This window comes from Pseudomonas sp. F8002, from assembly GCF_013385495.1.
In the GTDB taxonomy this organism is placed as follows: domain Bacteria; phylum Pseudomonadota; class Gammaproteobacteria; order Pseudomonadales; family Pseudomonadaceae; genus Aquipseudomonas.
Window position 1 is genome coordinate 379047 of the sequence record NZ_JACAPW010000001.1, and the last position, 18949, is coordinate 397995.

An 18949-nucleotide genomic window follows, 5' to 3' on the forward strand; every position below is an offset into this window, starting at 1 on the left:
ATTTTGCTTCTAAACACTCAAGTCGGCCGGTAAGAGCGGAACCAATATCAGCCGTTACCTAAAAAATGGATAAACACACTCATTCGGCTCCACATGTCAGGCGTGCATGCGAACCCACACGCTGACCAAAATCGTAGCCGCCATCAACCACGCCACCGCCGCCACCGCCAGCGAAGCCTCCAGGCGCATCCGGTCAACCATCACATACAACGTCGCCAGGTACACAAAGTACGGAATGATCGACCACATCCCGAACACGATAGTGGTCTTCAAATCCTCCACCGACCGACCCTTGCCAACAATGTAATGCGCAATCAACGCGAACGTCGGAAACAGCGGCACCAACCCGGCGATGTAATAATTCTTGGTCTTGGCCAGCGCCGCCAGGATCAACACCACCCCCGCACCCAATGCCGCCTTCAACAATAAATCCACAATGCGCTCCTAGTGGCTCAGCCCGTACTTCTTGACCTTGTCGAACAACGTGGTTTTGGCCATCCCCAGTTCCTGGCTGGCCTGGGTCAGGTTGCCACCGCTGCGCTGCAACGCGTCATTGAGCAGGTTGCGCTCGAACGCCTCCACCGCTTCGGTAAAGGCCAGCCCATGGTTGCCGCTGCTGGCGCCGCTTTTCTTGAACGCCGGCAAGCCGAGGGCAAACCGCTCGGCCACGTTGCGCAGTTCACGCACGTTGCCCGGCCAGTCATGGCTCATCAGGCTGGATAGGGTCTGGTTGTCGAGGTCCGGCGCGGTGCGGTCGAAACGCAGCGACGACTGCTGCAGGAAGTGTTCGAACAACTGCAGGATGTCTTCGCGGCGTTCACGCAGCGGCGGCAGTTCCAGGGTCACCACGTTGAGGCGGTAGTACAGGTCGCTGCGAAACTGGTTGGCGCGGCTCAGGTCGTCGAGGTCGGACTTGGTCGCGGCGATCACCCGGCAATCCACCGCCACGCTCTGGTTCGAGCCCAGGCGTTCCAGGGTGCGTTCCTGCAACACCCGCAGCAGCTTGATCTGCAGGTTCATCGGCATGCTTTCCACTTCGTCGAGGAACAGCGTGCCTTCGTGGGCGTGTTCGATCTTGCCGATGCGGCGCTTGCCGGCACCGGTGAACGCGTTGGCTTCGTGGCCGAAGATTTCGCTTTCGAACAGGTTCTCCGGCAGGCCGCCGCAGTTCAAGGCGACGAACTGGTGGGAGTGGCGCCGGCTGAAATCGTGCAGGCAGCGCGCGACCAATTCCTTGCCGGTGCCGGTCTCGCCCTCGATCAACACGTTGGCCGAGGTGTCGGCGACGTTGGCGATCAATTCCCGCAGGTTCTGCATGGCCGGAGAGCGACCGATGATCCGGCCTTCCAGCGAATCGCGCTCGGCCAGTTGCCGGCGCAGCGACCAGACTTCCCGGGCCAAGCCGCGTTGTTCCAGGGCGCGGCGGGCTACGTCCACCAGGCGCTCGGGAGAGAAGGGTTTCTCCATGAAGTCATAGGCGCCGTTGCGCATCGCGCCCACGGCCATGGAGATATCGCCGTGGCCGGTGATCAGCACCACCGGCAGGCTTTTATCCAGGGCCTTGAGCCGGGTCAGCAACTCCAGGCCGTCGATGCCCGGCAGGCGAATATCGCTGATGACGATGCCGGCGAAGTTTTCACCGACGAGGGTCAGGGCCTCTTCGGCACTGCCCACGCCCACGCTGGGAATGTCTTCCAGGGCCAGGGCTTGCTGGCAGCCGAGCAATACATGGGGGTCGTCTTCGACGATCAGGACGGTCAGGTCGGTGGTTTTTTCTGCGTTCATTTCGACTCGACTTGTTGAGGGCTCGCCAGCGGCAAACTCAGGACAAAGGCAGTACCACCGCTGGCCGGATGCTCGACGGCGAGGTTGCCGCCGGTCGCCGCCGCGAGGCTGGCCGACAGCGTCAGGCCGAGGCCCAGGCCTTGTTCGCCGGGTTTGGTGGTAAAGAACGGTTCGAACAAATGCTTGCGGGTCTCGGGATCAATCCCGTGGCCGTTATCGCGCACCCGCAGGCGATATTTGCCGTCGGCGATGTCGCCTTCCAGCCACAGTTCGGGGGCCGGTTGCGCCTGCATCGCGTCCAGGGCGTTGCCGATCAGGTTGACCAGGATCTGCTCCAGGCGTGTCTGGTCGATCTGCAACTGCGCGCTGCTGAAGTGGCGGTGCACCGTCAGCGGCAGGGTCTCCAGGCGACTGCCGAGGATCTGGAACGTAGCGTCCACCGCCTTGCCCAGATTGGCTTCGCCCTGGTCATCGCCACGCCGGGCAAAGGAGCGCAGGCTGGCGGTGATGCGACCCATGCGGTCGATCAGTTCGTTGATGGTCTTGAGGTTGGCACTGGCGGTGTCCAGCGCCCCACGCTCAAGGAAGCGCACGGTGTTGCCCGACAGGGTACGCAGGGCGGCCAGTGGCTGGTTCAATTCATGGGCGATGCTGGTGGACATCTGGCCGATGGCCGCGAGTTTGCCGGCCTGCACCAGTTCGTCCTGGGCCCGGCGCAGGGTTTCCTCGGCCTGGCGCCGCTCGCGAATCTGGCTCTTGAGCCGCTCGTTGCTGGCCCGCAGGTCGGTGGTGCGTTCGGCAATCCGTCGCTCCAGCTGGTTATTGGCTTCCTGCAGGGCTTCCCGGGCGGCGAGGCGGGTGGCAATCACCTTGCGGCGCTCGTTCCAGGCAATCAGCAGGAATGCCACCAGCGCAAAGGCTACGGCCACCAGGATGCCCTGGTTGATGGCGGCCCGGCGCAGGTCGTTCAGCGGGGTGAGCAGGGTGAAATTCCAGGGGGTGTCGTTCAGTGGGCGGGTCTGGGCCAGGTAGCTGACCTCATGCTCGTCGGCCACCACTTCGCTGTTGGCCGGGAAGGTCAACTTCTCGGTGCCTTCGTTGAGGCGTTCGCGGGCCAGTGGTTCCAGCTCGTTGAGCGTTGCCCAGTAATATTGCAGGCTGTGGGCGAGGCGGTCCTTGGTGTCATCGCTCAATGGCCGCACGGACTTGAGGCGACGGGCCGGGTCGCTGGAGAGAATGATGATGCCGTTCTCATCACTGACGAAGGCCTCCAGGCGCGCCCGCTGCCAGCGCTCTTCCAGCGCTTCCAGGCGTACCTTGACCACGGCGACGCCGATGATCTTGCCGTGTTCTTCCAGGCCATGGGCCAGGTAATAGCCGGGTTCGCCGTTGGTGCTGCCGATGCCGTAGAACCGGCCGGGCTGGCCGCGCACGGCATTCTGGAAATAGGCACGGAAGGACAGGTCTTCACCCTGGTAACTGTCGGCATCGCGCCAGTTACTGGTCGCCAGCACACGGCCGGTGGTGTCCATCACGTAGATCGCCCGGCTGCGACTGCGCCGGTTCAGGCCTTCGAGGTAGTCGTTGACGGTTTTGCGGGTTTCTTGATTCGGGTCTGCCAACAGCCTGGAGACGCTGGATTCCAGCTCCAGGAGACTGGGCAGGTAGGTGTATTTGCTGAGTTCGCTCTCGACGGTGCGGGCGTGCAATTCCAGTTGGCGTTCGCCGGTATCGCTGAGGGTGCGGATCCCATAGAACTCGCTGATCCAGAAGCCGACGTAACCCAGTCCGATCATCAGGGCGATGATCAGCGGCGGCAGGAACAATTGGCGAATCAGACGAGGCTTCACGGCAAGTGATGGCGGCGCGGCGCGAAAGAGGTTGGGGTCGCATTTCATCACAGATGCCTTGGGTCAACCAGAGCTGCCAGCTTGCGCGGTCCCGTGTGGGAGCAGGCTTGTGTGGGAGCTGGCTTGCCTGCGATTGCATCACCTCGGTGTAACTGACACATCGAGGCGCCTGCATCGCGGGCAAGCCCGGCTCCCACACAAGCCAGCTCCCACACAAGCCCGGTTTTCACTGGGGAGCAGTGGTGCTTTTAGTGCTGCAGGATTTTCTCGAGGAAGTGCTGCGCACGCTCGGAGCGGGCGCTGATGTCGCCGAAGAATTCCTCTTTCGGGCAGTCTTCGATGATCTTGCCGGCGTCCATGAAGATCACCCGGTCGGCTACCTTGCGGGCGAAACCCATTTCGTGGGTCACGCACATCATGGTCATGCCTTCCTGGGCCAACTGCACCATCACGTCGAGCACTTCGTTGACCATTTCCGGGTCGAGGGCCGAGGTCGGTTCGTCGAACAGCATGACGATCGGGTCCATCGCCAGCGCACGGGCAATCGCCACACGCTGTTGCTGGCCGCCGGAAAGCTGACCCGGGTGCTTGTGGGCGTGAGCCGACAGGCCGACGCGCTCCAGCAGTTGCAGGCCCTTCTTGGTGGCTTCTTCCTTGCTGCGGCCCAATACCTTGATCTGCGCGATGGTCAGGTTTTCGGTGATGGTCAGGTGCGGAAACAGCTCGAAGTGCTGGAACACCATGCCGACGCGCGAGCGCAGTTTCGGCAGGTTGGTCTTCGGGTCGGCAATGGATGTGCCATCGACCACCACGTCGCCTTTCTGGAACGGTTCCAAGGCGTTGACGCACTTGATCAGGGTCGATTTGCCCGAGCCGGACGGCCCGCACACCACGATCACTTCGCCTTTTTTAACCTCGGTGCTGCAATCGGTCAGCACCTGGAAGTCGCCATACCACTTGTTGATATTCTTGATAGAGATCATACGGCAAACCTTTTTTGCAGACGCTTGACCAGCAGCGAGGCGGAAAAGCTGATGATGAAGTAGACGACACCGGCGAAGATCAGGAACTCATTGGAGCGGCCGATGATGTCGCCGTTGGAACGGGCGGAGTTGAGGAAGTCCACCAGGCCCACGGTGTAGACCAGCGAGGTGTCCTGGAACAGGATGATCGACTGTTGCAACAGCAATGGGGTCATCTTGCGGAACGCCTGGGGCAGGATGATCAGGCGCATGGTCTGGCCGTAGGTCATGCCCATCGCTTGCGCCGCGGCCATCTGGCCCTTGGGGATCGACTGCACGCCGGCCCGCACGATTTCGCAGAAGTACGCCGCCTCGAACATCATGAAGGCCACGACGCAGGAGGTGAACGCACCGATCGGGGTGTCTTCGCCGGTGATCCAGCGCAGCACGAACGGCACCGCCAGGTAGAACCAGGTGATCACCAGCAGCAGCGGGATCGAGCGGAAGTAGTTCACGTAGGCGCCGGCCAGGCGCGACAGCAGTTTGCTGGACGACAGGCGCATCAGCGCGAGGATCGTACCCAGGATGATGCCGCCGACCACGCCCATGACCATCAACTGCAAGGTCATGACCATGCCGTTCCACAGGCCCGGGATGGCGGGGATGATGCCGCTGAAATCGAAGTCCATTATTTACCCCCCACGGAGATCAGGCCGGGCACGGCGACTTTCTTCTCGACCACGCGCATCAGCAGCATCAGGCTCATGTTCAGGGTGAAATAGATCAGCGTGGCCAGGGTGAAGGCCTCGAACAGGTTCGCCGAGAATTCGGCGGTCTGTTTGGTTTGCGCCAGCAGTTCCATCAAGCCGATCAGGGACGCCACGGAGGAGTTCTTGAAGACGTTGAGGAATTCCGAGGTAAGCGGCGGAATGATGATCCGGTAGGCCTGGGGCAGCAGCACGTTCCAGTAGATCTGCGGCAGCTTGAAGCCCATGGCGCGCGCAGCGGATTCCTGGCCCCGTGGCAGCGCCTGGATGCCGGTACGCACTTGTTCGCACACCCGGGCAGCGGTGAACAGGCCCAGGCACACGACAACGCTCAGGTAGGCCGAGGTGGTCGGGTTGAGGTCTTGTTTGTACCAGTCCTGCAGGTTCTGCGGCAGCAGGTCGGGTATCAGGAAATACCAGATGAACAGCTGAACCAGCAGCGGTACGTTGCGAAACAGTTCCACGTAGCAGGTCGCGATGCCCGATACGATGCGGTTCGGCACGGTGCGCATGACGCCCAGAATGGACCCCAGCAGCAAGGCGATGATCCATGCCACGACGGCGATGGCAATGGTCCAGCCCAAGCCGGCGATGTACCAGTCGAGATAAGTCTCGCTGCCCACGCCGGTGGACTTGAAGAACACGCCCCAGTCCCAGTTGTAATTCATTAGGGTCTCCCCTCGAGATCGATCGATGTACAAGCACCCGCTTGGGGAAGATCCTTTCCCGCCCGACGGTGAACGCCAGGCACACGCGATCGGCTCGAAAACCGCCAGGTCGAGTGTTCCAAAATTAAAGCCAGCAGGTAGCAACAGACGCCTGAGGGAGGGTTGGCTCCCTCAGGACATAAGCTTAGTCAGGTATCAGATTTTTACGTCAGGCGCTGGCTTGTCGCTTGGGTTGGCGATCAGATCCTTGACCTTGTCGCTCATCGGGAAGTTGAGGTTCAGGCCTTTTGGTGGAATCGGGCTCTCGAACCACTTGCTGTAGATCTTGTTGATCTCGCCGGACTTGTACAGGCCGACGATCGCGTCATCCACGGCCTTCTTGAAGGCTGGGTCGTCTTTGCGAACCATGCACGCGTAGGCTTCGAAGGACTGTGGAGTACCGGTGATGACCCAGTCGTCCGGCTTCTTGGCCTTGGCTTCTTCACCGGCCAGCAGGGCGTCGTCCATCATGAAGGCAACGGCGCGGCCGCTTTCCAGCATCTGGAAGGATTCGCCGTGGTCCTTGGCGGAGATGACGTTCATGCCCATCTGCTTGTCGGCGTTCATCGCCTTGATGATGCGCTCGGACGTGGTGCCGGCGGTGGTCACGACGTTCTTGCCTTTCAGGTCGGCGAAATCGCTGTAGGACGGCTTGCCTTCCTTGTCTTTCTTGACCAGCAGGCGGGTGCCGATTTCGAAGATATTGACGGTGAAGTCAACCTGCTGGGCGCGTTCGGCGTTGTTGGTGGTGGAGCCGCACTCGATATCCGCGGTGCCGTTCTGGATCAGCGGGATACGGGTTTGCGAGGTGACCAGGTTGTACTTGGTCTTCAGGTCGGGTTTGTTCAGGTCTTTTTTCAGGGCTTCAACGATAGCCAGCTGAATGTCGTGGGAGTAGCCCACGGGTTTGCCCGAACCATCCGCGATATAGGAAAACGGAATGGAGCTGTCGCGGTGAGCGAGAGTGATCGTGCCGGAGTCGTTGATTTTCTTCAGTGTGCCGGTGAGTTCGGCGGCGAAAACTGGAGTGCTGATCAGAGCAGCAGCGATAGCTGCGCCCAGGATATGGGGAACGATGCGCATCAATACTTCCTCGACATTTGTTTTTTTTATGAGACCGGTTGGGACGGCCACGTTTTTATATAAACAGTACTGCGAAAGCCTGTGACGGCTCCTGAGGCGCCTCAGGCAATCGCCTACGAGTGTAGAGCATGAGTCGTGCCAGACCAGAAATAAAAGGTTAACCATATGATTTATATAGAGATTAACTTTGTGTTACGGGTTTTTTTTCCTGTTTTGGTCCGGCAAACCGAATAGGTTGAGCTATGGCGTTCGGAAAACCGAATGGCGGCGTGGGCCTGTATCGCCCATGAAAAAGCCTCGGGAGTGTGGCTCCCGGGGCTTTTGGGTGTGGCTCTGTCAGAACGTGTAGTCGGCCGATACCACTGCCGCGCGGCCATCGCCGGGCACTGCCCAACCGTTGTTGCGGATACGGGTGAGGTACTCCTTGTCGAACAGGTTGTTGATGTTCAGCTGCAGGTTCAACTGTTTGTTGACCTTGTAACCGAGCATCGCACGCTGCACCGCATAGCCGGGCGAAGTCGGCGAGTTGGCGGCGCTGACCAGGTACTGCTTGGTTTGCGCCGTGATGCCGTAGCCCACCTGGAAGTCGTAGGGCAGGTCGTACACCGTCCAGATGCTGGCTGCATGTTTGGGGGTGAAGGTCAGCGGCTCGCCTTTCTGCACGTCGATGCCGGTGGTCGCCAGGGTGTAATCGCTGGCGCTGCGCAGCACACGAGTGTTCAGGTAGGTGTAGTTGGCGAAGACTTTCCAGCGGTCAGTAAGTTGGCCGCTCAGGCCCAGCGCCACACCGTCTGCACGTGCCTTGCCGTCGAGGGTCTGGGTGCCGCTCAGGTTGCTCGGGTCGTTGTCGGCGACTTTATAGTTGGTGCGGTCATTGCGGAAGATCGCGCCCGTCAGCGACAGGGCATTGTCGAGCAGGTCCCATTTGGTGCCGATCTCATAGCTGACGGCGGTTTCCGGGGAAACATCGCAGTTGTTGGTGGCGATGCTTGAGCTTTTGGCCGGGGTGTAGCAACCCCCATTGACGCTGGCCTGGGACGGCGTCTTGCTGTTGCCGTAGGCGATATAGAAGCTGCCGTTTTCCACCGGTTTGTAGACCAGCGCCAGGCGGTAGGAGGTCAGGTCATCCGCCTGGCCGTAGCGAGTGCCGGGCGTTTCCACGCCAGTGCTGGAATAGGCATTGGTCACCGAGCTGCCGGCGTTGTGCTCGTAACGCAGGCCGCCGTTGATTTCCCACTGTGGGTTGAGCTTGAGCGTGTCGAAGGCATAGGCGGCGCGGTTGTTCAGCGCGCCGTCAATGTGGGCGGCCCGGGTGAAGTTGACGGGGCCGGACCATTCGGAGTTCGGGTCGCTGTAGCTGACCGGTGGTGGGACGATGGTGCTGCCGTTGGCGTTGGTCAGCCATTTACCGGTATCCGCCTCGTATTCCTCGCGGCTGATGGCGATGCCGGTCACCAGCGTGTGGTCGATGAAACCGGTGCTGAAGTGGCTGGTGACGTCGGTCTGGTTGGTGAACATCTTGTTCTGGGTGTTGCGCTCGTTACCCAGTGAGCCGCCGCTTGGCTGGAAGTAGCCCGGCTGCAGGCCTGCGGCGCAAGGGGCGCCGGTGATCTGGGTGCCGCTGGCCAGGCAGCCGGTCAATGCACCTTCGGGGCCGGAAGCGCGCAGGTCCTGGCGAACGCGCTCGACGCGGGTGAAGTTGCGCACCGAGACGGCGTCGTTGAAGTCGTGTTCGAGCTTCAGGCTGAACGAGTCCGAGGTGATTTGCTGGTCATTGATGTTGTGGTAGCCGTAGTAGTCGCTCCAACCCACGCCCGGCATGGGCTTGCCGTTGTAGATCGGGATGCCGTACTGCGGCGTGTTGTTGTCTTTCTGGTGCTCGTAACTGACGGTGACACGTGTCGGCGTGCCCAGGCCAAACGCGATGGAGGGCGCGATGCCCCAGCGTTCGTAATCTTCATAATCGCGGCCAGGCACGTCGTTACCATGGGCCATCAGGTTCAGGCGGAACGCGGTGGTGTCGTTCAGCGTCTGGTTGGTGTCCAGGGTGGTGCGCTTGTAGTTATCGGTGCCGATGCCCGCACTGATGGTGGTTTTGTCGCGTAATTCCGGCTGTTTGCTCACCAGGTTGATGGTGCCACCGACCGCGCCGGAGCCGGAATACACCGAACTTGCGCCGCTGACGACTTCGACCTGCTCCAGGTTGAACGGGTCGGTTCGGCTGTACTGCGCGCTGTCACGCACGCCGTCTACGTAGATGTCGCCGCTGGCGGAGAAGCCGCGCAGGTTGATGCTGTCGCCATACCCGCTGCCGCCTTCGCCGGCCCCGAAGGTGATCCCCGGCACGGTGCTGAGCACGTCGCGCAGGGTCAGCAGGTTCTGGTCATGAATGACTTCCTTGGGCACCACCGTGATGGTCTGCGGCGTGTCGCGCAGGGCCTCGGTGTACTTGGGGGAAGAAGGCGCCACAGGGTTGTAGACGCTCTGGCTCGGGGCCTGGCCTTCGATGCTGGTCGCGCCGAGTTGGATGACCCCTGTGTTGTCTTCTGGTGCGGGCTCCGCCGCGTAACTGAATCCTCCTTGCGCAGCCACTGCCAGGCCCACTGCCGACGCGAGCAAATGCCGCGATGAGAGGGGGGCAGAACTGATGCCGGTAGCCATTGAGTAATCTCTTGTTAGTGTTAGTGAGATGCGATCGTAATTGATAAGCGATCTCAAATGTAATACTTTGTAACCAAATAAATCATGAAACTTTTTGCGGTCCTTGATCGCTACTCGGGGCAGGAATGCAGAGCGCACAGCCAGGCAGCGAGCCCTCGGATATCGGTGATAACCCGCGTGCCTATGTGCGCTGGGTGATGCATGCGGCACAGCTGGGAGATGCCGACGCACAGGCGACCCTGGCCCAGCTGCTGCTCGACGGTCGTGGCGTGCAGAAGGATGAGGCGCTGGGGTTGAGCTGGTTTCGCATCGCTGCGCGGCAGCGTCACCCCATGGCGATCAACATGATCGGGCGCTGCCTGGAGAATGGCTGGGGCTGCGAGGTCGACTTGGAAGACAGTGCGCGGCATTACCGCAAGGCCGCCGATCTGGGGCTGGATTGGGGTTTGTATAACTACGGCCAGTTGCTGACGCGTGGCCGTGGTGTGGAGCGTGACCTTGTCGCGGCATATGAACTGTTCCGCCAGGCTGCGGCCAAGGGGCACGCCAAGTCGATGAACCTGTTGGGGCGGTTCCACCATGAAGGCGTGGTGGTGCCCAAGGATGTTCAACTGGCGCGCCAGTGGTATCAGCGCTCAGCCGAGGCCGGGGATTTCCGCGGGCAATACAACCATGCTGCGGAGCTGGCTCACGACGGCGACGAAGTGCAGGCCTGCCTATGGTTGGAGCGGGCTCTCGCGACGGCCACGCCAGGCTTTTTGCAGGCGGCTTATCCCGTGTTGCTGGGCTCTGCCTTCAGCGGGATTCGTGAAATGGGCCTGCGCTATCAGCGTCATCTGCAGGCATGAAAAAGCCCCTGGACCTTTCGGTGCAGGGGCTTTTTTACGTCGGGCTGATCAGGCCGCTTCGATCTTGCCGCGGTTGTGTTCAACCTTGGACAGGTAACGCTGCACGTTCTCCTGCTCCTGCGGCGTGGTGAACAGGCCCAGCTTGCTGCGGCGCCACAGGATGTCCTGGGGCTGAGTGGCCCATTCTTCAGCGCACAGGTAATCGACTTCGCGGGTGTACAGGCCGCCACCGAGGTGGTCACCCATGTCCGCCAGCGATTGCACGCCCTCCAGCAGGCGCCAGGTGCGGCTGCCGTAAGTGGTGGACCAGCGACGGGCAATCTCGCTCGGCACCCAGTCGTATTTGCTACGGATTGCATCGGCCAGGGCTTCTGGCGTGCTCATGTTTTCGCCGCCGGGCAGGGTGGCTGTAGCCGTCCAGCTTGGGCGCATCTGCGTGAAGTAAGGCGCCAGTTGTGCCATCGCCGATTCGGCCAGCTTGCGGTAGGTGGTCAGCTTGCCGCCGAACACCGACAGCAACGGCGCCTCGCCCGAGGTGCCGGACAGCGCCAGGGTGTAGTCGCGGGTCACCGCCGACGGGTTGTCGGACTCGTCGTTGCACAGCGGGCGCACGCCGGAATAGGTGTGCACGATGTCATCGCGGCTCAGTTGTTTCTTGAAGTGCGCGTTGACCACGTTGAGCATGTAGTCGGTTTCACCTTCGGTAATCGCCACTTTCGCCGGGTCGCCGGTGTATTCGCGGTCGGTGGTGCCGATGATGGTCAGGTGATTCAGGTACGGAATGGTGAAGACGATACGCTGGTCTTCGTTCTGCAGGATGTGCGCGTGGGCGCCTTCATACAGCTTCGGTACGATCAGGTGGCTGCCCTGGATCAGACGGATGCCGTAGGGCGAATCCAGCTTCAAGTCATCCTTGATGAACTTGGCCACCCACGGGCCGGCGGCGTTCACCAGCGCTCGGGCGCGGATCGAGAACACGCTGCCGTCGGCACGTTCCATGTTCATTTCCCACAGGCCTTTGCTGCGGTGTGCGCTGACGCAACGGGTCTGGGTGTGGATGTGCGCACCCTTTTCCCGCGCAGCCATCGCGTTGAGTACTACAAGGCGGGCGTCGTCGACCCAGCAATCGGAGTATTCGAAGCCTTTGGTGATTTCGCTTTTCAGCGGGCTGTCGGGGCCGAACTTGAGGCTCTTGGAGCCTTCGAGTTTTTCCCGCTTGCCCAGATGGTCATACAGGAACAGGCCGGCGCGAATCATCCATGCCGGACGCAGGTGCGGGCGGTGAGGCAATACAAAGCGCATCTGCTTGACGATGTGCGGGGCCTTGGCCAACAGCACCTCACGTTCAGCCAGGGCCTCGCGCACCAGGCGGAATTCGTAATGCTCCAGGTAACGCAGGCCACCGTGGATCAGCTTGCTGCTCGCGGAGGAAGTGTGGCTGGCCAGGTCGTCCTTTTCGCAAAGGAATACCGACAAACCGCGACCGGCTGCGTCTGCTGCAATCCCGACGCCATTGATCCCGCCACCGATAACGGCGACGTCATAGACTTCGGCAAGCGGTGGGGCAGGCAAGGTAGAAGGGTTCATCGGCTGGCCTCGCAATCTTTTTTGTATTGGAATTCGAACATAAATGTTCATTTGCGAAAATGGTAGCTTATAAACGCAGGCACAGCCAGCCCGCTTCGATTGAAAATACTGATCGAAGGGCGAAGAAAGGAAAATTTGTGAACATCAGGGGGCAGGACACCCCCTGTATAGGCTTACACCACTTCCAGTCGAATCTTGTGCTGATTCAGCAACTGCACCAGTGCCGGGACCGGCTGCTGATCGGTGACTAAACAATCAATCAAACTGATCGGTCCCAGGCGAATCATGGCGTTGCGCCCGAATTTGCTGGAGTCCGCCGCCAGGATCACCTTGCGCGCATTGGCAATGATCGCCTGGGAAACCCGTACTTCCTGATAATCGAAGTCCAGAAGGCTGCCGTCTTCATCGATACCGCTGATGCCCACCAGGGCGAAATCGACCTTGAACTGGTTGATGAAATCAACGCTGGCCTGGCCTACCACACCGCCATCCCGGCGCACGTTGCCGCCGGTCAGGAGTACGTCGAAGTCGTCTTTGGCACTCAGCATCATGGCGACGTTGAGGTTATTGGTGATGATTTTCAGGTGGCTGTGGTTAAGCAGCGCACGCGCGATCGATTCGGTGGTGGTACCGATGTTGATAAACAGCGAGGCGTGATCGGGGATTTGCGCGGCGATGGCTTCGCCGATGCGCTGTTTTTCGTCGCGCATCTGGTCGGCACGCATGGCGTACGCGGTGTTTTCAACGCTGGAGTCATAGGCTGCGCCGCCATGGTAGCGGCGCAACAGATTGGCTTCCGCCAGTTGATTGATATCGCGGCGGATGGTTTGCGGGGTGACAACGAAGAGCTGCGCCATTTCCTCGATACTCACATAGCCGCGTTCGCGAACCAGTTCGAGGATTTGTTGCTGGCGGGGAGGCAGATTCATGGTGCGTCCTTTGGGCTGCCGTAAAAAGTGGCCCATGATGACGCAGGAATCTGCTCCCTGCCAGTTACAACCCTATGCGCGTCCGGCGCTTGGCTTATTCAGCGCCTTCGTGGGGTTCCCAGTCGCGGGTGCGGCTGACTGCTTTCTGCCAGCCGGCGTAGAGTTTTTCCTTCGCCGCTTCTTCCAGCTGCGGTTCGAATTGACGCTCGATTACCGCCTTGCCACGCAGTTCGTCCAGGCTGCCCCAGAAACCGCACGCCAGGCCGGCCAGGTAGGCGGCGCCCAACGCGGTGGTTTCGCGCATTTGTGGGCGTTCAACCTGGGTACCGAGGATGTCGGCCTGGAACTGCATAAGGAAGTTGTTGGCGACCGCGCCACCGTCTACCCGCAGGGATTTGAGGCGTTCGCCGGAATCCTGCTGCATGGCATCGAGTACGTCGCGGGTCTGGTAGGCAATCGACTCCAGGGCTGCACGAATGATGTGATCCACGCGTACGCCACGGGTCAGTCCGAACAGCGCACCACGGGCATACGGGTCCCAGTACGGAGCGCCCAGGCCGGTGAAGGCTGGCACCAGGTACACGCCGTTGCTGTCCTTGACCTTGCCGGCGAAGTATTCGGTGTCGGTGGCATCGGCGATGATCTTCAACTCATCACGTAGCCATTGCACGGTGGAACCGCCGTTGAACACGGCGCCTTCCAGGGCGTAGGCCACTTCGCCACGCGGGCCGCAGGCGATGGTGGTGAGCATGCCGTGCTTGGATTTCACCGCCTTGTCGCCGGTGTTCATCAGCAGGAAGCAGCCGGTGCCGTAGGTGTTTTTCGCCTGGCCCGGTTCTACGCACATTTGGCCAAACAGCGCCGCCTGCTGGTCACCGGCGATACCGCCGATGGCGATACCGCTTTTGGTGCGACCGTAGATTTCCGAGGAAGACTTCACTTCCGGCAGCATTTCGCGCGGCACGTCGAGAATCTCCAGCATCTTCGAATCCCATTCCAGCGTGTGGATGTTGAAGAGCATGGTGCGCGAGGCGTTGGTGTAGTCGGTGACGTGGGTCTTGCCGCCGGTAAATTTCCAGATCAGCCAGCTGTCGATGGTGCCGAACAGCAGCTCGCCGTTACGCGCACGTTCGCGACTGCCTTCGACGTTGTCGAGGATCCACTTGAGCTTGGTGCCGGAGAAGTACGGGTCGGTGACCAGGCCGGTGGTGTCGTTGATGTATTGTTCGTGGCCGTCGCGCTTGAGCTGCTGGCAGATCTCGGTGCTGCGGCGGCATTGCCAGACGATCGCGTTGTAGATCGGGCGGCCGGTGATTTTGTCCCAGACCACGGTGGTTTCACGCTGGTTGGTGATACCGATGGCCGCGACCTGGTCATGGTGCAGGCCGGCTTGTGCCAGGGCCTCGACCATCACCGCGCTCTGGGTGGCGAAAATCTCCATCGGGTCATGTTCGACCCAGCCGGCTTGCGGGTAATGCTGGGTGAATTCACGCTGGGCGGTGCAGACCACGTTGGCGTCACGATCGAAGATGATCGCCCGGGAACTGGTGGTGCCCTGATCGAGGGCAATGATGTAGTTCTTATTCTGAATGTCGGTCATGTCGATTGCCTTGGACGGAGAATAGGGAAGTCAGTAAACAGCCTGGGCCGCAAAAGGGCAGTACGGTCCAGGCTATCGCATCAGGAAGTACGGGTTTTGGCGGTGGCAGCCGCTTCGGTTGCATCAGTTGTAGCAGGTGCGGCGCTGGGCAGGTGACGGGCAATCAGCCCGCGATAGGCGGCAGCACCGAGGCAGGCGCCGACAATCGGCGCAAAGATCGGAATCAGGAAGTAAGGAATGTCGCGCCCGCCAGTGAAAGCCATTTCACCCCAACCGGCGAAAAAGGTCATCAGCTTGGGGCCGAAGTCACGGGCCGGGTTCATCGCAAAGCCGGTCAGCGGGCCCATGGCACTGCCAATCACGGCGATCAGCAAACCAATCAGCAGCGGCGCCAACGGGCCGCGGGGCAGGCCGTTGTTGTCATCGGTCAGGGCCATGATCACGCCCATCAGGATCGCGGTGATGACCATTTCCACCAGGAACGCCTGGGCCGTGCCCAGCAGCGGATGGGGGTAGGTGGAAAACACCGACGCCAATTCCAGGCTGGCCTGGGTGCCGCGAATCATGTGGTGGGTTTGTTCGTAATCGAAAAACAGGTTGCTGTAGAGCGTGTAAACCAACGCGGCCGAACAGAAGGCCCCGGCGACTTGGGCGATGATGTAGAACGGCAGTTTGCGCTTGTCGAAATCGGCAAAGATGCACAGGGCGATACTGACCGCCGGATTGAGGTGAGCCCCGGAAATACCGGCGCTCAGGTAGATCGCCATGCTGACGCCGATCCCCCAGATGATACTGATTTCCCACAACCCAAAGCTGGCACCCGCGACCTTGAGCGCAGCAACACATCCGGTACCGAAGAAGATCAGCAACGCAGTGCCCAGGAATTCGGCCATGCATTGACTTGAAAGTGAAGGCTGTTGAAGAGCAGTTGTCATGGAAAACCTCTGTTTTTGTTGTTGTCTGGCGTTTTGCCGCAACGGGCAATCGGCGATTTTCACCGTGGCGAGGATCCCCATCCTGTTCGCGGCTTACTGCTGTGAATCTGTAGGTGCATTCCTACAGTATTCGTAAACGAAAAAATATAGACAAGAATGACGGCTGTCAAAGGTCGAAAGTGAACGATCGGTCATTTTGTAATTATTGGTGTGGTGAATGATCGTGCCGTGGGCGCGGGAAGCGGCAGGGAAGGTGCGCGTGAGCGCGTGGCAGAGGGCTTCGAACTAGAGCCTTTTGCTTGTTGTTGGCCTAGAATTGGCTGTCTGTTTTTCACCTTTTTGCCAAGCCTGGAGCCCACATGACGCCCGCATTGGACCTGTTGAAAAAAGTTCGCGCCGAACATCGAATTCACAGTTACGAACATGACCCCAAGGCAGCGTCCTATGGTCTGGAGGCCGCGGAAAAATTGGGCCTGGACCCGGCGCAGGTGTTTAAGACCCTGCTGGCCAGCAGTGAAAAAGCCGAGCTGCTGGTGGCGGTTGTGCCGGTCGTCGGAAGTTTGGATTTAAAGGCGTTGGCGCAGGCGGCGGGGGTAAAAAAGGTCGAGATGGCAGACCCGGCAGCGGCGCAACGGGCCACCGGTTACTTACTAGGCGGCATCAGCCCGCTGGGGCAGAAGAAACGCCTGCGCACCTTCATCGATGTGACGGCGCAGTCGTTTCCGACAATTTTTATCAGTGCGGGGAGAAGGGGGCTTGAGGTGGAGTTGGCAGCGACAGTGCTGGCCGAACACACCCAGGCCAAGTTCGCGGAAATTGGCCGGGCGTGATGCGTTGACGTCAGGAGGCGGTGCTGTAGCGGCGAACGCCTGACTCAACCTGAGGGATTTGTGCTGCGGTGCTGCCTGAAGCCTGGAACAACACCAGGTGCTCGGCTGCAACGCGAATGCCCACGTCGGCACCGACCAAGTGATCGGCGTGGCTGGGAAAGATCGACTCCAGCTGAGCGCCTGTCGGCAGCTGCAAGCGATACAGGGTCGACGCGCCGAGGAAGGTCTTGCCGACAATCCGCGCCTTCAAGGCGCTGTCCGGTGCATAAACGATGTCGTCCGGGCGCAGCAACACATCCACCGCGCCGCCGGTTGGCCAGGTGTAGGCACGATTGCCGCGCAACTCCCCCAGTTCGGTGGTAACCGATTCCGGCGTGTTCAACTGCCCGCGAATGAAGTAACCCTGACCAATAAAGCTGGCGACAAAGGGTGTCAGCGGTTCGTGATAGAGGTTGTAGGGCGTATCCCACTGCTCCAGGCGACCTTCCTTGAACACACCGACATGGTCACTCACTGCGAAGGCTTCTTCCTGGTCGTGGGTCACCAGAATCGCACTGGTGCCCCGCGCCTTGAGGATATCGCGTACTTCGTGGCTGAGTTTGCGCCGCAGTTCGCCGTCGAGGTTGGAGAAGGGTTCGTCCAGCAGCAACAATTGCGGTTCCGGCGCCAGGGCGCGAGCCAGGGCGACGCGTTGCTGCTGGCCGCCCGAGAGTTCGTGGGGGAAGCGCTTGCCGAGGTTCTTCAGGTTCACCAGTTCCAGCAATTCAGCGACCACACGCTCTTTTTGCGGGTGCTTGCGAATGCCGAAGGCGATGTTGTCGGCCACGCTGAGGTGTGGAAACAGCGCGTAGTCCTGGAACACCATGCCGATCCGACGTTTCTCCGGGGCCAGTGTGAAACCGGCGCTGGAAATGACTTCGCCTGCCAGGCTGATCTCGCCTTCATGCACCGGCTCAAACCCGGCAATCGCTCGCAGGGTGGTGGTCTTGCCGCAGCCCGAGGAGCCCAGCAGGCAACCGATGTCGCCGGCGTTGAGGTGCAGATTGAGGTTCTGCACCACCCGTTGGTCTTGATAGCCGCATGCCAGATTGCGCAGGTTCAGCAGTAGTGGCTGGCTCATGCAGGACGGTACGCCGGCGCAACCAGAAACTCGAGCAGGGCTTTTTGTGCGTGCAGGCGGTTTTCCGCCTGGGCCCAGGCTACTGAACGTTGATCGTCCAGCAGGTCGAGACTGATTTCTTCGCCACGGTGGGCGGGCAGGCAGTGCATGAACAGCACGTCCGGCGCGGCCAGGTCGAGCAGGGCGCGGGTGACCTGGAACGGGGCGAAGAGCTTGAGGCGCTTGGCGGTTTCCTCTTCCTGGCCCATGGAGGTCCACACGTCGGTGCTCACCAGGTGTGCGCCGATGACCGCCTCACGCGGGTCGCGGACGATGGTCACGCGGTCGCCGGCCTGGGCCAGGAAACGTGCATCCGGCTCGTAGCCTTCAGGGCAGGCAACGCGCAATTTGAAGTCGAACTGGATCGCCGCTTCTATATAGCTGTTGCACATGTTGTTGCCGTCGCCGATCCAGGCCACGGTCTTGCCCTGGATCGAGCCGCGCTGTTCGAGGAAGGTTTGCATGTCGGCCAGCAACTGGCAGGGGTGCAGGTCATCGGACAGGCCGTTGATCACGGGCACTCGGGAGTTGGCGGCAAATTCGGTCAGGGTGCTGTGGGCGAAGGTACGGATCATCACCGCATCCAGCATGCTCGACATCACGATCGCGCAATCGCTGATCGGCTCGCCACGGCCCAGTTGGGTATCGCGAGGTGACAGGAAGATAGCCTGGCCGCCGAGCTGAATCATGCCGGCTTCGAAAGACACGCGGGTGCGGGTGGACGACTTCTCGAAAATCATCCCGAGCACGCGGTTTTTCAAAGGCTCGAACAGTACGCCGCGGTTACGCAGGTCTTTAAGCTCAATGCCTCGACGGAGCACGCTGACCAGCTCTTCGGGCGTGCAATCCATCAGGGAGAGAAAGTGCCTTGCGCTCATCATTAACTACCTTTTTGCAACAGACCGCAGATACTCAAAGCCTGGTTTATTTTGAAAACGGGCGAGACCTGCGGCGAAAGCCGCACGGGGCGACGAAATAGGGGAAGGCGCGATCTTATAATTAAATGTCGCGTCTTACCAATAGGGCTACAGTTTTTAGGGGAGTTCAAGGACGCGGGGAGGGCGCTTTTGAAGCCTGTTTCCTGACAGCAGCGGGTCATTTGTACACTGGCGCTGCGCCACATTGCAATGCGTGAGGGCGGGCTGAGGCCGGGCTGCGTCGGTTTCAGCGGGCTGCCGGAAGCTTCTGAAACATTTCCTGATGTTTCCTCATGGCCTGGCCTGATGCCCCTGGATTCACACGACGA

General features: G+C 60.6%; 16 protein-coding genes. 2 read left to right on the forward strand and 14 right to left on the reverse strand.

The genetic code is table 11. The features are described 5' to 3' along the window. Window positions 1-96: 96 nt before the first annotated feature. The 8 genes from HX811_RS01700 to HX811_RS01735 form a co-directional block, all read right to left on the reverse strand. A complete protein-coding gene (locus tag HX811_RS01700) occupies window positions 97-426 on the reverse strand; it encodes a GlpM family protein (RefSeq protein WP_174717800.1) in 330 nt (109 codons plus the stop codon). Between the two features lie 18 nt (window positions 427-444). Further along, on the reverse strand, window positions 445-1785 hold the full coding sequence (locus HX811_RS01705) for a sigma-54 dependent transcriptional regulator (RefSeq protein ID WP_003208736.1): 1341 nt from the start codon (window positions 1783-1785) through the stop codon (window positions 445-447). Further along, window positions 1782-3683 (reverse strand): sensor histidine kinase, encoded by a 1902-nt coding sequence (locus HX811_RS01710; protein WP_177044493.1) that lies wholly within the window; start codon window positions 3681-3683, stop codon window positions 1782-1784. Before HX811_RS01710 ends, HX811_RS01705 begins: the two co-directional genes overlap by 4 nt. 200 nt (window positions 3684-3883) lie before the next feature. After that, window positions 3884-4618: an amino acid ABC transporter ATP-binding protein gene (locus HX811_RS01715; protein ID WP_003208734.1), complete on the reverse strand. Its 735-nt coding sequence runs from the start codon at window positions 4616-4618 to the stop codon at window positions 3884-3886. Further along, window positions 4615-5286 carry an amino acid ABC transporter permease gene (locus HX811_RS01720; RefSeq protein ID WP_003208733.1) on the reverse strand — a complete coding sequence of 224 codons (672 nt, stop codon included), beginning with the start codon at window positions 5284-5286 and terminating at the stop codon, window positions 4615-4617. The genes HX811_RS01715 and HX811_RS01720 overlap by 4 nt, the downstream gene beginning before the upstream one ends. Then, window positions 5286-6032: an amino acid ABC transporter permease gene (locus HX811_RS01725; protein ID WP_003208731.1), complete on the reverse strand. Its 747-nt coding sequence runs from the start codon at window positions 6030-6032 to the stop codon at window positions 5286-5288. Before HX811_RS01725 ends, HX811_RS01720 begins: the two co-directional genes overlap by 1 nt. A 195-nt stretch (window positions 6033-6227) precedes the next feature. Then, on the reverse strand, window positions 6228-7154 hold the full coding sequence (locus HX811_RS01730; protein WP_008433481.1) for a glutamate/aspartate ABC transporter substrate-binding protein: 927 nt from the start codon (window positions 7152-7154) through the stop codon (window positions 6228-6230). Window positions 7155-7490: 336 nt separating this feature from the next. Continuing rightward, window positions 7491-9815, reverse strand: coding sequence for a TonB-dependent siderophore receptor (locus HX811_RS01735; protein ID WP_177044494.1), 2325 nt, complete (start codon window positions 9813-9815; stop codon window positions 7491-7493). A 125-nt stretch (window positions 9816-9940) separates the two neighbouring features. Here HX811_RS01735 and HX811_RS01740 point away from each other — a divergent pair, with 125 nt between their 5' ends. Next, window positions 9941-10663, forward strand: a complete 723-nt coding sequence (locus tag HX811_RS01740) for a tetratricopeptide repeat protein (RefSeq protein WP_003208726.1) — start codon at window positions 9941-9943, stop codon at window positions 10661-10663. A gap of 48 nt (window positions 10664-10711) precedes the next feature. Here the strand turns inward: HX811_RS01740 and glpD are convergent, their stop codons facing one another. The 4 genes from glpD to HX811_RS01760 form a co-directional block, all read right to left on the reverse strand. Beyond that, window positions 10712-12250: a glycerol-3-phosphate dehydrogenase gene (glpD, locus tag HX811_RS01745; protein ID WP_177044495.1), complete on the reverse strand. Its 1539-nt coding sequence runs from the start codon at window positions 12248-12250 to the stop codon at window positions 10712-10714. Window positions 12251-12423: 173 nt separating this feature from the next. Then, a complete protein-coding gene (locus HX811_RS01750) occupies window positions 12424-13179 on the reverse strand; it encodes a DeoR/GlpR family transcriptional regulator (protein ID WP_003208723.1) in 756 nt (251 codons plus the stop codon). Between the two features lie 94 nt (window positions 13180-13273). After that, window positions 13274-14779 (reverse strand): glycerol kinase GlpK, encoded by a 1506-nt coding sequence (glpK, locus tag HX811_RS01755; protein WP_063027424.1) that lies wholly within the window; start codon window positions 14777-14779, stop codon window positions 13274-13276. A gap of 80 nt (window positions 14780-14859) precedes the next feature. Further along, entirely contained in the window at window positions 14860-15714 is an 855-nt protein-coding gene (locus tag HX811_RS01760) for an MIP/aquaporin family protein (RefSeq protein ID WP_008433490.1), read from the reverse strand. A gap of 359 nt (window positions 15715-16073) precedes the next feature. Between HX811_RS01760 and ybaK the strand changes: the two genes are divergently transcribed. Next, window positions 16074-16544, forward strand: coding sequence for a Cys-tRNA(Pro) deacylase (ybaK, locus tag HX811_RS01765; protein WP_003208718.1), 471 nt, complete (start codon window positions 16074-16076; stop codon window positions 16542-16544). A 10-nt stretch (window positions 16545-16554) separates the two neighbouring features. Here the strand turns inward: ybaK and HX811_RS01770 are convergent, their stop codons facing one another. Further along, complete coding sequence (locus tag HX811_RS01770) at window positions 16555-17664, reverse strand: ABC transporter ATP-binding protein (RefSeq protein ID WP_008433494.1); 1110 nt, start codon at window positions 17662-17664, stop codon at window positions 16555-16557. Further along, the gene (argF, locus tag HX811_RS01775) at window positions 17661-18581 is read right to left on the reverse strand and encodes an ornithine carbamoyltransferase (protein WP_003208712.1); all 921 of its coding nucleotides are present in this window, start codon (window positions 18579-18581) and stop codon (window positions 17661-17663) included. Before argF ends, HX811_RS01770 begins: the two co-directional genes overlap by 4 nt. Between the last annotated feature and the right edge of the window lie 368 nt (window positions 18582-18949).